Annotated in this window: 8 protein-coding genes and 1 pseudogene; 3 read left to right on the plus strand and 6 right to left on the minus strand. The window is 67.9% G+C overall.

The window, feature by feature from the left end:
- Nucleotides 1-224 precede the first annotated feature (224 nt).
- The gene (locus tag A7A76_RS15605; RefSeq protein ID WP_096377606.1) at nucleotides 225-710 is read right to left on the minus strand and encodes a glutathione peroxidase; all 486 of its coding nucleotides are present in this window, start codon (nucleotides 708-710) and stop codon (nucleotides 225-227) included.
- 126 nt (nucleotides 711-836) lie between these two features.
- Here A7A76_RS15605 and A7A76_RS26720 point away from each other — a divergent pair.
- A pseudogene (locus A7A76_RS26720) lies at nucleotides 837-917 on the plus strand (DUF6053 domain-containing protein); the annotation flags it as partial.
- Between the two features lie 122 nt (nucleotides 918-1,039).
- On the opposite strand, the gene A7A76_RS15610 reads toward A7A76_RS26720, so the two are convergent.
- The 5 genes from A7A76_RS15610 to A7A76_RS15630 form a co-directional block, all read right to left on the minus strand.
- Nucleotides 1,040-3,343, minus strand: coding sequence for a TonB-dependent receptor domain-containing protein (locus A7A76_RS15610; protein ID WP_206412046.1), 2,304 nt, complete (start codon nucleotides 3,341-3,343; stop codon nucleotides 1,040-1,042).
- Nucleotides 3,344-3,851: 508 nt separating this feature from the next.
- Entirely contained in the window at nucleotides 3,852-5,906 is a 2,055-nt protein-coding gene (locus A7A76_RS15615) for an amidohydrolase family protein (protein ID WP_206412047.1), read from the minus strand.
- A gap of 82 nt (nucleotides 5,907-5,988) precedes the next feature.
- Nucleotides 5,989-6,384: a VOC family protein gene (locus tag A7A76_RS15620; RefSeq protein WP_206412048.1), complete on the minus strand. Its 396-nt coding sequence runs from the start codon at nucleotides 6,382-6,384 to the stop codon at nucleotides 5,989-5,991.
- A 249-nt stretch (nucleotides 6,385-6,633) separates the two neighbouring features.
- Complete coding sequence (locus A7A76_RS15625; protein WP_206412049.1) at nucleotides 6,634-8,055, minus strand: HlyD family type I secretion periplasmic adaptor subunit; 1,422 nt, start codon at nucleotides 8,053-8,055, stop codon at nucleotides 6,634-6,636.
- Between the two features lie 4 nt (nucleotides 8,056-8,059).
- Nucleotides 8,060-10,216 carry a type I secretion system permease/ATPase gene (locus tag A7A76_RS15630; protein ID WP_428995167.1) on the minus strand — a complete coding sequence of 719 codons (2,157 nt, stop codon included), beginning with the start codon at nucleotides 10,214-10,216 and terminating at the stop codon, nucleotides 8,060-8,062.
- 295 nt (nucleotides 10,217-10,511) lie between these two features.
- Between A7A76_RS15630 and A7A76_RS15635 the strand changes: the two genes are divergently transcribed.
- Both A7A76_RS15635 and A7A76_RS15640 read left to right on the plus strand, forming a co-directional pair.
- Entirely contained in the window at nucleotides 10,512-12,752 is a 2,241-nt protein-coding gene (locus A7A76_RS15635; RefSeq protein WP_206412051.1) for a M3 family metallopeptidase, read from the plus strand.
- Between the two features lie 299 nt (nucleotides 12,753-13,051).
- The gene (locus A7A76_RS15640) at nucleotides 13,052-13,819 is read left to right on the plus strand and encodes a response regulator transcription factor (protein WP_206412052.1); all 768 of its coding nucleotides are present in this window, start codon (nucleotides 13,052-13,054) and stop codon (nucleotides 13,817-13,819) included.
- Nucleotides 13,820-14,301 lie beyond the last annotated feature (482 nt).

Consider the following 14,301-nt stretch of genomic DNA (forward strand, 5'->3'; position numbering starts at 1 on the left):
TCCAGGGCTTCACCGAGGCATGACTCTGAAGTCTCTGGATCCCCGCCTTCGCGGGGATGACGATATGGAGCAACGCGGCGAAACCCGCCCGCCGCGAAACCCACCTACCGTCATGCCCGCGAAGGCGGGCATCCAGGGCTTCACCGCGGCAGGACTCTGAAGTCTCTGGTTCCCCGCCTTCGCGGGGATGACGGTCGGGAACGGGCGCCAGCTTTTGTGGGGCATCAGGCCGCCAGCGCCTTCTCGATGTCCGCCGCGATCGATTCGGGCTTGTCGGTCGGCGCATAGCGCTTGAGCACCCGCCCGTCGCGGCCGATCAGGAACTTGGTGAAGTTCCACTTGATCGCATCGATGCCGAGGAAGCCGCCCTTCTCGTCCTTGAGCCACTTCCACAGCGGATGCGCCTTGTCGCCGTTGACGTCGACCTTGGCGTACATCGGGAAGGTCACGTCGTAGGTCAGCGAACAGAATTCCTTGATCTCCGCCTCGTCGCCGGGTTCCTGGTGACCGAATTGGTCGCAGGGGAAACCCAGCACCTCGAACCCGCGCGCCTGATAGTCGCGTTCGAGCTTTTCCAGGCCGGTGTACTGCGGAGTGAAGCCGCACTTGGAGGCGACGTTGACGACCAGCAACACCTTGCCGCGGTAACGATCGAGCGACTGGTCGCGGCCGTCGATGTCGACGGCGGAGAAATCGTAGGCGGTGGTCATGGCGGCGCTCGCGGCGGGAGGAGGTGGCGCCACGATAGCGCGTCGGCGCGGGGTTTGCCGGGCGATGCCGCCACCGAAGTCACGCTTCGCCGGTGCGGCGCTTTCAGGCTCGTGCTCCCGGCTCGTGTGGGAGGGCCTTCAGGCCCGACGCTCTTGGCTCAGGTCGCCATGATCTGGCACGACAGCGTCGGGCCTGAAGGCCCTCCCACAGGCGCAGGCCTCGGGCGGCCCGAAGCAGCGGTCCGAAGCGCGGGCAAAAAAACGGCCCGCCGAAGCGGGCCGTTTTCGCGATCGTTCGCGCGAATCGACTCATGCCGATCCAGGCGCGATCAGAACTGCGCCTTGAACTCCACGCCAACGATGCGCGGGTCGTTGACGAAACCGACCAGGTTGTTGAAGTCGATGCCGCCGACCGCGCGCACCTGGTCGAGGATGTTGCGGCCGTACACCGCCACGTCGTAGCGGCCGTTGTCCCACATGTAGCCCACGCGCAGGCCGCCTTCGGTCAGCGACTTGCCGCGGAACTCCCTGGACTCGTACAGGAAGAAATTCACTTCGCTGCGGTAGGCCCAGTCGGTGAACACGTAGAACTCGTTGCCGTTGGCCAGCGGCACGCTGTAGCGCGCGGTCAGGTTGTAGACCCACTTGGGCGCCTGCGGCAGCGGGTTACCGTCGATCGCCGCCAGGGTCTGGCCGTTGCGCACCACCAGCGGATCGGTGACGGTGCAGCCGCCGCCGCACGGGGCGACGAACAGGTTGGCGTCCTTGATCTTGGTGTCGTTGTAGCTGGCGCCGAAGGTCACCATCAGGTTGTCGGTGACGTAGGCGTCGAAATCGACCTCGACGCCCTGGCCGACGGTCTTGTCGGCGTTGAGCAGGATGGTCTGGTTGAGCGCGCCGCCGACGGCGTTGATCTGCTGGTTGTCGACGTTGTAGCGGAACAGCGCCACGCCCAGGCGCGCACGCTTGTCGAACAGGTCGGCCTTCACGCCGGCCTCGTAGGAAATCACCTTCTCGGCGTCGGCCACCGACGGCTGCGGCGGGGTCTGGAACAGCAGGCGGCCCTGGATGCTCGGCGCGCGGAAGCCCTTGGCGACGCGCGCGTACAGGTTCACCGCGTCGGTGGCCTGGAACACGCCGCTGACGTCCCAGCTGACGTCGTCGACATCGGTGTTGACCTTGAACGGGCCCGACACCGGCGCGCCGAACGGCGCGCTCTGCAGCACGCTGGCGGCGAAGTCCTTCTTGTCCTGGGTATAGCGCAGGCCGCCGCGCAGCTTGAAGCGGTTGGTGACCGCGTATTCGGCCGAACCGAACACCGCCCAGGCCTTGTTGCGCTGCTTCTGCTGGGCGTGGCCGGCCTGCACGCCGCCGGCCAGGGTGTCGTAGTTGAGGCTGTCGACGGTGATGTCTTCGTCGAAGTAGAACAGGCCGGCCTGCCAGTTGAACGGGCCGGCGTAGTTGGATTCCAGGCGGAATTCCTGGGTCCACTGGCGGTGGTCGGGCAGGCCGTCGGCCGATTCGGCGGTGAACGGGATGCCGGCCGGGGTGCTGCCGCCGGGCAGGAACGCGGCGCCGACGCCGCCGTCGATGTCGCCGCGGCTCAGCGAATCGGCGGTTTCGTAACCGGTGATCGAGTACAGGGTCAGCTCATTGGACAGGTCCCAGCTGAGCTTGGCGCTGGCGCCGAAGGTCTTGAGGTGCTGGAAGTTGCGCCCGTCGATGCCGACCTTGTCGACGTCGAAGCCGTCGAACAGATCGTTGGTGCCCTTCTTGAACAGCATCGCGCGGAACAGGCGCGCGGTGCCGTTGAGGCGGCGCGCGTGCACGTTGAACAGCGCGTGGAAGGTGTCGCTGCCGTCGTACTGCAGCTGCAGGCGCAGCGCCGACTCGTCGTAGCCTTCCAGCTTCTTGTTGCTGCGCGCGTTGGGGTTGGTGTTGTCGACCCAGTCGTCGCGGCGCTGGAACAGCGCCGAGGCGCGGCCGGACCAGTTCTGGCTCAGCGGGCCGCTGATCGCGCCTTCGAAGTTGGTGGTGCCGTAGGTGCCGTAGGAGATCTGGCCGTAGCCTTCCAGCTCGCGGGTCGGCTTGGCCGATTCGAACTTGACCACGCCGGCCGGGGTGTTGCGGCCGAACAGCGTGCCCTGCGGGCCGCGCAGCAGTTCGACGTTCTCCAGGTCGAACACCGGGAAGCCCTTGAGCAGCGGGTTCTCGAGCACGATGTCGTCGTACACCAGCGACACCGGCTGGGAGGCGTTCAAGTCGAAGTCGGTGTTGCCCAGGCCGCGGATGTAGAAGCGCGGGAACGCGCGGCCGAACGAGGATTCGATGTTGAGGCTGGGCAGGCGGCCGGACAGGAAGCGGATGTCGCCGCCGCCGGAGCCGAGCACGTGCAGCTTTTCGCGGTCGACGGTGGTGAGCGCGACCGGCACGTCCTTGGCGCGCTCGACCTTGCGCTGGGCGGTCACCATCAGCGCGTCGAGGGTCTTGGCCTCGCCGGCGGCGGGCGCGGCGGCGGCGGGCGGCGCATCCTGGGCGAAGGCGGCGGCGGAAGCGAAGGTCAGGCCGACGGCAAGGGCGAGCTTGTGGCTGCGCGGGGCATGACGGCGGGGAGCGCCAAGGTGCTTGGGCATGGTCGGGTTTCTCGGTGGACGAGGCGCGCGCGGCGCCAGTGCTTGGGAAACCGCCGCGGCGTTGCGCTCCCTGGGTCGGGGGACGGGGCGCGAGCTCAGGACGGCGTGGGTCGATCGGACCGCCCCTTGGCGGCCGTGACGCGGATCGGCCCGCGCCGTGGTCGGCTCATTGACCGGCGAATGTTACCAAATCATTAAAGAGCCCGTACTCCAACAGGCGCCCGCCGGGGGAGGTCCTGCTCGGAGCAGCGACTTGGCCTGGCGGGCGGCGGCCTGGACGGCGGCGGTCCGGAAGGGGGCGAAAATCAAAATGGATTCCGGCTTTCGCCGGAATGACGGGGGAGGGGCGCGGTCGTTCCAGCGCCAGCGCCGGTTGCCCCCTCCGTCATTCCGGCGAAAGCCGGAATCCATTTTGATCTTGCTTCGGCTTGCCTCCCTCGCGCCCCGCCGCGGGCCTCAACCCGCGGCGAGGGAAAAACCAGGCGAACGCGCTACCTGCCCACCCCGCTCACTTCGCCGGAACCACCTTCGCCGGCGCCGCGAACGGCTTCACCCCGAGCTGGGCATACACCTCGCTCGGGAAATACGCAGTCCGCCCCTGCAGCACCAGCGCGATCTTGCGCAGGTCGCCGATGTCGCGGGTCGGGTCGCCGTCGATCAGGATCAGGTCCGAGCGCTTGCCCACACTGACCGAGCCGCGGTCGCCGTCCACACGCGCGACCTTGGCCGCGTTCCAGGTCGCCACCTGCAGCGCTTGCGCCGGGGTCAGGCCGGCGCGCACGTACAGCGCCAGCTCGTGCTGCAGGGTGAAGCCGGGTACCTCGTCGGTGCCGGCCAGCAGCGGCACGCCGGCCTTGTAGGCGCGGCCGACGAACTCCACCGCCTTGTCGTAGGACTTGTTGTAACGCTGCCAGGTGGCGTCGTCGGGGATATTCATCTCCGCCGCGCGGCGGCCGCGCTGCACGTCCGGCGGCAGGTGGCTGTCGACCGCGACGAAGATCGGCGACAGCTCGCCTTCGCGCTGGTGCAGGAACTCGAACGTGGCCAGGGTCGGATCGATCGCGATCTTCTTGGCCGCCAGCGTGTCGATGAAGTCCTGCACCGGCTTGGAATCCAGGTCCAGGCCGGCGGTCTTCTCGGCCACCAGATAGAAGCGCTGCAGCGTGCGCGTGTCGGTCTTGTCGTCGACGAAGAAGTTCAGCAGCAATTGATTGATGTGCTGGATCTCGTCGAAACCCTGGTCGACCACGTCCTGCGCGCGCAGGAACGCCGGCACGTGCCCGCTCACCCGCATGCCCTTGCTGTGCGCATAGGCGACGGTGTCGCGCAGCACCGCCTTGGGGAAGGAGTTGTAGATCTTGATCTGCGGATAGCCGTGCTCGGAATACCAGTCCACCGCCTTCTTGGCTTCGTCGAGGTTCTTGATCACGAAGCCGTTGCGCGCGGAGTAGTCGCTCTCGCCTTCGATGAAGCCGGCCGGGACCACGTTCGGCGACATCAGCGTGCCGTCGCGGATCTCGCCGATCATCTGCTGCAAGGTGGCGTTGTCGTTGCCCATGTCGCGCACCGTGGTCACGCCGGCGGCGATGTTGAGGCCGCCGTCCCAGCGCGAGACGTGGCCGTGCATGTCGAACAGGCCCGGCAGCAGGGTCTTGCCGCGGCCGTCGATGCGGCGCTCGGGCTGGATGTCCTTGCCGGCCTTGCCGACCGCGACGATCTTGCCGTCGCGCACCAGCACGTCGGTGGCCGCGCCCAGCGTCGCCTTCTCGCTGTCGAACACGCGCACGTCGGTGATCAGGGTGGCGCCGGCGAAGTCGTGGCCGAGCTTCTTGCGCAGGTCCACCAGCAGTTCGCCTTCGGCGGCTTTCTGCCGGGTTTCCAGGGCGTCGGCGTTGGCCTGCCAGCCGTCTTCGATCAGTTGCAGGAAGCCGGGATAGATCAGCGCGAACACGCGCGGCCGCGCTTCCTGGGTGGCCCAGACGAAGTTCGGGGTGAAGCCTTGGCCGGTCAACGCCAGCAACTGCACGGTCTGGCTCTTGCCGTCGCGGGTGACCTGCGCTTCGCCGAGCTTGCGCGAGCTCAGGCTGCCGCCGGGCAGCAGCGGCAAGCGGCCGTCGCTGCGCTGGGCCAGCGCGCCCAGCGCCACCGACAGGCCGGCGGGCGTGCCGCCGAGCGGCGAGTACAGCGCGGTGCCCGAGACCTTCATCTGGCCGTGGTCGGACTTGGTCTTCCAGCTCACCGTGTCGCCGTCGCGCTGGAAGCTCTCCTCGACCTTGGCGCCGAAGGTCGAGGTGCCCTGCACCGCGTAGCGGCGGTAGGTGCCGTCCTCGGCCAGGGTGTAGGTCTCCTTCAGCTCGGGGCCGCGGCCGTTGTCCTTGAACACGAATTCGACCGTGACCGTGCCGTCGTCGGCGCGGGTCACGACCTGTTGGCCGGCACGCTTGCCGCCGTCGACCAGGGCCAGGTAACGCGTGGTTTCGGCCGCCAGCGCCGAAGCGCTGAGGCTCAGCAGCAGGCCCAGGGCCAGGGTGCGGCGCGGCAGGGAGAAGCGCGGGAAGGTCATGGGATCGGGCTCGGTCGAAAGGAGGGAATGAGGGGAGGAAGGGATCGGGAAAATGGGCGACGGCCGGGCCGCACGGGACCGCTCAGTCCTGGCTGTGGGTGATCATCAGCACATAGCCGTCGGGATCGCGCGCGCGGAACTCGCCGCGTGGACGGTAGAACGGGTAGCCCATCGGCCCGGCCTCGTAGCCGGCCGCGATCACCCGTTCGCGCATGGCGTCGACATCGTCGCAATAGACATAGAACAGCACCGCCTGGACGCCGGCATCGACCGGACCGTCGGCGCGCACCAGCATGAACTCGGCGCCGCCGGGGCTTTCCATCCACGCCCACACCGGCTCCTCGCCGCATTCGGGCACGCGGTGCAAATTGCCCATGGCGAAGCCCAGCACGGCGTAGTACTCGGCCGCGCGCGCGACGCTGGCGACGTGGACCATCGGCACGAAGGCCTGGGCGGTCGGCGCGGTGGTCGGTTCCATTTCGCTGTCTCCCTGCGTGGCTGCCTGCGCGAGTGTAGGCGCCCGCGGCGCGGGGCGACACGGGAGGATAGTCACGGCCGGGCTGGACCGGCGCTTTGAGCGACTGGCCAGGCGGGCGGTCGGTTGCGGATGAAGACGGGCGCAGGGCCTGGCCGCGGTTTATCGGTGCGCAGGAACGATGAGCGCATCGACAGGCGGCGCCCGGTTCGAGGCCGGCCGCCGCTGGCCGACCATTCCGGCGCCGCCCGATCAGCGCTCGCGCAACGCCTCGCCCGCATGCTGCTGCAACGGGCTGAGCAGGTAATCGATCACCCGCCGCTTGCCGGTCTTGACCTCCACGCTCAGGCTCATGCCCGGCGTCAGGTTCGCCCGCACTCCGTCGATGAGGAAACTCGATCCGTGCAGGCGCACGCGCGAAGGGAACACCAGGCCGAGCTTCTCGTCCTGGGCGGCGTCGTGGGACACGCTTTCGACCGTGCCGGTGAGATAGCCGTAGCGGGTGTAGGGAAAGCTGTCGATCTTGACCGTCACCGCCTGGCCCGGACGGACGAAGCCGATGTCCTTGTTGAGCACGGTCGCCTCCACTTCCAGCGCCTCGCGGCTGGGCACCACCGCCAGCAGCGGCTGCGCCGGCGTGACCACGCCGCCGACCGTGTGCACGGCCAATTGCTGGACGCTGCCGTCCACCGGCGCGCGCAGTTGCATGAGCCGATCGCGCTGGCCGGTCTTGGCGACTTCCGGCGCGTACTGGCGGATGCGCTCGTCGGCCTCGCGCAGGCCGTCGAGGGCCTGCTGCCGCGTGTCGGCGGTGAGCGCGCGCAGTTCCTCGCGCGCGCCGCTCAAGGCCGACTGGGTTTCGTGCAGGCGGCTGCGCTGGGCGGCGAGGTCGCGCTCCACCGCGATGCGTTCCTGCTCGCGCAGCAGATAATCGTGACGGCCGACGTAGCGGCCTTCGACCAGCTTGCCGTAGTCCTGGGCGCGGGTGCGGGCGATCTGCGCGGACTGTTCCAGCGGCCCGATCAGCGCCTGCACGGTCTGCGCCTCGGCCTGGCGTTGGGCGATGGCCGCGCTGAGGTTGAGCTTGCGCGCGTTGTACGCCTCGAACTGGCTGACCGCCAGCTGCCGCGCGGCCTCGTAGCGCGCCGCGGGCAGGCCGTCGCCGGGCTCCAGCACCGGGCTGCGCCCGGACTCGATCGCCGCGCTCAATGCCTTCAACCGCAGTGCGGCCAGGCGCGCGTTGATCAGTTCCTCGCCGGCCTTCTCAAAGTCGGCCGAGGCCGCGGTCGCGTCGAGTTCGATCAGCAACTGCCCGCGCTTCACCGCCTGACCGTCGCGCACCAGGATCCGCCGCACCACCGCGGTTTCCGCCGGCTGCACGATCTTGGTGCGCGAGCCGGCGACGGTCTTGCCCGGCGCCACGGCGACGATGTCGAGCCGCCCCAGGCAGGCCCACAGCGCGGCCACGCAGAACAGCGCGACGATGATGCGCATGGTCCAGCGCGGCAGCGGCGACACCGGGGTTTCGATCAGCTCCAGATGCGCCGGCAGGAACGCCAGCTCGTCGGCGCTGCGCGGCGGCGGGTCGAGCTGCCGGCGCGCGCTCCAGGCGGCGCGGAACACCGCGAAATAACGCCTGGCGAAATCGCCCCAGGCTTGCACGACGTGTTTCATCGCCTCATCCCTGCTGCAAACGGTGCAGGCGCGCATACATGCCGTCGGTGCGCGCGAGCAATTCGGCGTGCGCGCCGCTTTCGACGATGCGCCCCTTCTCCATCACCACGATCCGGTCGGCCCGCCGCACCGTCGACAAGCGGTGGGCGATGATCAGCACCGTGCGGTTCTTGCAGATCGCCTGCATGTTCGACATCACCGCGTGTTCGGACTCGTAGTCCAGCGCGCTGGTGGCTTCGTCGAAGATCAGGATGCGCGGATTGGCAATCAGCGCGCGGGCGATGGCGATGCGCTGGCGCTGGCCGCCGGACAGGCCGGTGCCGTGTTCGCCGACCTTGGTGTCGTAGCCTTCCGGCAACTCGACGATGAACTCGTGCGCGCCGGCGAGCTTGGCCGCATGCACGACCCGTTCCAGCGGCAGGCCGGGATCGCTCAGGGCGATGTTCTCGCGCACCGAGCGGTTGAACAGGAAGTTCTCCTGCAGCACCACGCCGATCTGGCGGCGCAGCCAGGCCGGATCGGCCAGCGCCAGGTCGTGGCCGTCGACCAGCACCCGCCCGCGCTCGGGCACGTACAGGCGCTGCACCAGCTTGGTCAGCGTGCTCTTGCCCGAGCCGGAGCGACCGACGATGCCGATCACCTCGCCCGCGGCGATGTCCAGGTCGATGCCGGCGACGACTTCCGGCGCGTCGGGACGGTAGCGGAAGCTCACGTTCTCGAACGTCACCCGGCCGCGGATCGGCGGCAACGCCAGCCGGCTGCCGGGCAGCTCGGTGCGGGTGTTGAGGATGTCGCCGAGCCGCTGCACCGAGATGCCGACCTGCTGGAAGTCCTGCCACAGCTGGGCCAGGCGGATGATCGGCGCGGCCACCTGCCCGGCCAGCATGTTGAACGCGATCAACTGGCCGACCGAGAGCTTGCCGTCGATCACCAGTTGCGCGCCCCAGAACAGGATCGCGATGCTGACCAGCTTCTGCACCAGTTGCACGCCTTGCTGTCCCAGCGTGGCCAGGCGCGTCACCCGGAACGCCGCCGCGACGTAGCCGGCGAGCTGGTTGTCCCAGGTGCGGGTCACGCGCGGATCGACCGCGGTGGCCTTGATCGTGCCGATGCCGCTGATGGTTTCGACCAGGAACGACTGATTGTCGGCGCCGCGCGCGAACTTCTCGTCCAGGCGCTTGCGCAGCGCCGGGGTGATCGCGGCCGACCACAGCGCGTACAGCGGCAGCGACAGCACCACGATCAGGGTCAGCCAGCCGCTGTAGAAGAACATCACCGCCAGGAACACCACGGTGAACAGCAGGTCCAGCACCGAGGTCAGCGCCTGCCCGGTGAGGAAGCTGCGGATGTTTTCCAGCTCGCGCACCCGCGCCACGGTGTCGCCGACGCGGCGCGACTCGAAATAGGCCAGCGGCAGCGACAGGATGTGCCGGAACAAACGCGCGCCGAGCTCGACGTCGATCTTGCTGGTGGTGTGGGCGAACACGTAGGTGCGCAGGCCCGACAGGATCACATCGAACACCGCGATCGAGGCCAAGCCGACCACGATCACGTGCAGCGTGGTCAGTCCGCGGTGCACCAGCACCTTGTCCATGACCACCTGGTAGAACAGCGGCGTGACCAGGGCGAACAGCTGAATGAACAGCGAGACCACCAGCACTTCCAGCAGCAGCTTGCGGTACTTGACCACCGCCGGCACGAACCAGCTGAAGTCGAAGCGCGCCAGTTCGCCCAGCACCGAGGCGCGCGAGGCGACCTGCAGCAGGCGGCCGGCATAGCGGGCGCGGAATTCCTCGTGGCTGAGCTTGAGAGGACGGCGCTGCTCGATATCGTGGATCAGCACGCCCTCGACGCCGACCTTGGCGACGACGAACGCCGCGCCGCCGGGCACCAGCGCCAGCGCCGGCAGGCTCGCCTTGTCGATGCGTTCGGCCGGCTGCGCGACCACCTTGGCCTTGAAACCGAGCTCGCGCGCGGCCAGCAGCAGCGAGGTCTCGTCGGCCGGCTCGCCGCTGCCGCCGTAGCGATGGATCAACTGGCCGTAATCGGCCGCGATGCCGTGGAACTGAGCCAGCAGGACCAGCCCCATCCACGACGAATCCGGTGCCATCCCCCCGGGAGCGGCCGGGGCGGGCACGAGCGCCACATTCCCTTGCGACATTACTATCTACTCGAAAAGTCCTGCGACCCGAAGGTCGTGAGCCAAACCGGCAAGCCGACGGCCAACTGCAAAAAAGCCCGAAAAATCTTGGTTTTAAGTCCGATTCTCGGGTTCGAAGGATCACATTGCCCTATGGCAGTGTCAATCGCTAAGACCGGCGCATTGCGGTTTTTGCCGAGCATTTGCGAACGACCGTGCTAAATCCGCCCCGAACCGGCGACAGTGCCATTCGTCATGCGCTGGCCGCGGACACTTTTGAGTACCCTGTGGGCTTCACTTTCCACGAGGTTCCACGATGAAGCACCCGCTCGCACTGGCCCTGGCCGCGGCGCTGATCACCACCGTTCCTGGCGTCGTCCACAATGCCCAGGCCAAGACCGCGAAGGTCCAGACTGCAAAGGCTGATTCCGCCGTGAACCCGACCCCCGACACCTCCGCCAGCAACCCGTTCTTCCAGCCCAGCCCGCTGCCGCTGCAGTTCCCGCAGTTCGACAAGATCAAGGACGCCGATTTCGCGCCGGCCTTCGATCGCGGCATGGCCGACCAGCTCAAGGAAGTCGCCGCCATCGCCGACAACCCCGAGCCGGCCAGCTTCGACAACACCATCGTGGCGATGGAGCGTTCGGGCCAGATCCTCAACCGCTCGGTCTCGACCTTCTTCAACCTCGCCGGCACCGACACCAACCCGACCCGCGAGAAGCTGCAGCAGACCTACGCGCCCAAGCTGGCCGCGCATCGCGACGCGATCTCGCTGAATCCGAAGCTGTTCGCGCGGATCAAGGACCTGTACGAGAAGCGCGCCTCGCTCGGCCTCGACGCCGAGAGCGTGCGTCTGATCGAGCGCTACCACTCCGATTTCGTCCGCGCCGGCGCCAACCTCAGCGACGCGCAGAAGACCCAGCTCAAGGCTATCAACGCCGAGCTGGCCGAACTCGGCGCCAAGTTCAGCCAGAACGTGCTGGCCGAGGTCAAGGATTCGGCGATCGTCGTCGACACCAAGGAAGAACTGGCCGGCCTGTCCGACGAGCGCATCGCCGCCGCCGCCGAAGCCGCGAAGGCGCGCGGCCTGCAGGGCAAGTACCTGCTGACCCTGCTCAACACCACCGGCCAGCCGCCGGAAACCGACCTGACCAACCGCGCCCTGCGCGAAAAGCTGCACAAGGCCTCGGTGATCCGCGGCAGCCGCGGCAACCAGTACGACAACACCGCCATCGTCTCCAAGGTCGTGTCGCTGCGCGCGCAGCGCGCGAAGATGATGGGCTTCCCGAACTACGCGGCCTACGTGCTCGAGGACGAGACCGCCAAGTCGCCCGAGGCGGTCAACAAGATGCTCGGCCAGCTCGCTCCGGCCGCGGTCGCCAACGCCAAGCGCGAAGCCGCCGACCTGCAGGCGATGATCGACAAGGAACAGGCCGCCAAGGGCGAAAAGAGCTTCCAGCTCGAGCCGTGGGACTGGGCGTTCTACGCCGAGAAGGTGCGCAAGGAGAAGTTCGCGTTCGACGAAGCCGAGCTCAAGCCCTACTTCGAGATGAAGAACGTGCTGGAAAACGGCGTGTTCTACGCCGCCGGCCAGCTCTACGGCCTGAAGTTCAAGCAGCGCACCGACCTGCCGCTGTACCGCGACGACGTCACCGCCTACGACGTGTTCGACGCCAACGGCAAGCAGCTGGCGATCTTCATCGCCGACATGTACGCGCGCGATTCCAAGCGCGGCGGCGCGTGGATGAACTCCTACGTGGAGCAGTCCGAGCTGTTCGGCACCCTGCCGGTGGTGGCCAACCACCTCAACATCCCCAAGCCGCCGGCCGGCAAGCCGACGCTGATGACCTGGGACGAGGTCACCACCATGTTCCACGAGTTCGGCCATGCCCTGCACGGCATGTTCTCGAACGTGAAGTACCCGTACTTCTCCGGCACCAGCGTGCCGCGCGACTTCGTCGAGTTCCCCTCGCAGGTCAACGAGATGTGGGCCGACTGGCCGTCGGTGCTGGCCAACTACGCCAAGCACTACCAGAACGGCCAGCCGATGCCGAAGGAGTTGCTGGACAAGGTGCTGGCGGCGTCGAAGTTCAACCAGGGCTTCGCCACCACCGAATACCTGGGCGCGGCGATGCTCGACCAGAACTACCACCAGATCGGCGACGTGGCGAAAGTGCCGGCGGCCAAGGACGTGATCGCGTTCGAGACCGCCTCGCTCAAGCAGGACGGCATTTACTACCCGCCGGTGCCGCCGCGTTACCGCACCACCTATTTCAGCCACATCATGGGCGGTTATGCGGCCGGTTATTACGCGTATATCTGGTCGGAAGTGCTCGACGCCAACACGGTGGAATGGATCAAGCAGCACGGCGGCCTGACCCGCGAGAACGGCGACCGCTTCCGCGCCACCCTGCTCTCGCGCGGCGGCAGCAAGGACGCGCTGCAGCTGTTCCGCGATTTCGCCGGCCACGAGCCGCAGATCCAGCCGCTGCTGGAGCGCCGCGGGCTGACCGCGCCGGCCAAGCCGGGCAAGGCCGGGTCGGGCAAGGCCAAATAAGCCTCGCAGCCATCGGTGAGACCCGCGCGACCGGTGTATGCCGGTCCCGCGCAAAGAGGGCGGCGTACCGTGTCCGGTGCGCCGCCCTTCTTACGTTGGAGCGCACAAGGACCACATCAGATCCGTTATCACGATCTAAATATTGAGCATTAATTGCCTGTTTTTAGTGAGGTTTTTGCGAACGACGATTTATGTCACATTAGATTCCAATGGACCCCCATTAATCTGATATTGGATATCGACGGCACTGTTTCTGCTCACCGAAACAGCTTGGAGTTCGATCAACAGGGGACATCAGGATGGCCGCCATTTCACCAGTCCACCCCGGCGCCGGCGTCAACGGCGCCGACCACCGCAACAGCCGCCGGGTCGCCGTGGTCGAGCGCGATCCGCATCTGCGCCAGCAGATCCAGCATTCGCTGCTCACGCGCCAGTTCGCCATCGTCGAATGCGCCAACGCCACCGCGCTGTACCGCAACCTGCTGAGCGCGCCGTGCGACATCGCGGTCATCGCCAGCGACCTGCCCGACGACAACCCGCGCAACGTCGCCCTGCACCTGCGCCAGCATTCGGACATCGGCATCATCGTGCTCGATGCCGAGGCCGGTTACGGCGGACAGTCCGACGGCTACCACGAGATCGCCGACGCCTGCTTCCGCAAGCCGGTCGACCTGGACGGCCTGGCCACCGTGGTCACCGCGATGCACAGCCTGCAGCACCACATGCGCGCGCTGCCGACCCGCAGCGGCGGCGGCCAGCCCGAATGGGAACTGGCCCTGGACGGCTGGACCCTGCGCACGCCCGACGGCGCCAGCATCGACCTCAGCGCGCCCGAGCGCAGCGTGCTGCTGCGCCTGGTCAACACCGGCGCCGGCGGCCATCCGGTCTCGCACGACAGCCTGATCGGTTCGCTGACCAACGATGTCTACGACTTCGATCCGCATCGGCTGGAAATGCTGATCTACCGCCTGCGCAAGAAGGTCGCGCTGATGAGCCCGCTGCCGTTGCCGCTGCGCGCGGTGCGCGGCATGGGCTATCTGTGCACCATCGTGCGCGCCAACGGCTGAGGCGCGCGCCGACGGCCCGAGCGGCCGGGAAAAACGCGAAACGACGGCGGCTGCGGCCGCCGTCGTCGTTTCTGCGCGTCGCACGCGCTCGTGCGTAATGCGACGGTGATCGCAAGTGAGCGGAGGTGAAGCTGGATGAGTGCTTTGTCGGCGATCGCTGCCTAGCCTGCGATGGCCGATGCGTCGCCCGCGCCAGCGAACCCGGGCGGCGGCCGGCATCGGGGGACTCAGGACAATCGATGGCGGCCGCGCCGCGGCCGCGCTGCGCCCTGGCGCCTGCGATGCCGATCGGTCCGTACCGATCACAACGGAGGCCGCCATGACTTCGCGCCACCCGCACATCCGCGCCATCCCGCCGCGCTCGCCCGCCCTCGACTCCTCCCACCGTCCCGATCGCAACGCCGCCCGCGCCGCGCTGCGCGCCTCGATGCTCGCCGCGTGCGTGGCCCTCGCGCTGCTCGCGCGCCCGGCCGCGGCGGCCG

It is taken from the genome of Lysobacter enzymogenes (assembly GCF_017168095.1).
Classification (GTDB): domain Bacteria; phylum Pseudomonadota; class Gammaproteobacteria; order Xanthomonadales; family Xanthomonadaceae; genus Lysobacter; species Lysobacter enzymogenes_D.

Bases quoted from the DNA above. Each gene is read 5' to 3' on its own strand.
- A7A76_RS15610 (WP_206412046.1), bottom strand. From the start codon at position 3,343: ATGCCCAAGCACCTTGGCGCTCCCCGCCGTCATGCCCCGCGCAGCCAC.
- A7A76_RS15625 (WP_206412049.1), bottom strand. From the start codon at position 8,055: ATGAAACACGTCGTGCAAGCCTGGGGCGATTTCGCCAGGCGTTATTTC.
- A7A76_RS15640 (WP_206412052.1), top strand. From the start codon at position 13,052: ATGGCCGCCATTTCACCAGTCCACCCCGGCGCCGGCGTCAACGGCGCC.
- A7A76_RS15630 (WP_428995167.1), bottom strand. From the start codon at position 10,216: ATGTCGCAAGGGAATGTGGCGCTCGTGCCCGCCCCGGCCGCTCCCGGG.
- A7A76_RS15615 (WP_206412047.1), bottom strand. From the start codon at position 5,906: ATGACCTTCCCGCGCTTCTCCCTGCCGCGCCGCACCCTGGCCCTGGGC.
- A7A76_RS15605 (WP_096377606.1), bottom strand. From the start codon at position 710: ATGACCACCGCCTACGATTTCTCCGCCGTCGACATCGACGGCCGCGAC.
- A7A76_RS15620 (WP_206412048.1), bottom strand. From the start codon at position 6,384: ATGGAACCGACCACCGCGCCGACCGCCCAGGCCTTCGTGCCGATGGTC.
- A7A76_RS15635 (WP_206412051.1), top strand. From the start codon at position 10,512: ATGAAGCACCCGCTCGCACTGGCCCTGGCCGCGGCGCTGATCACCACC.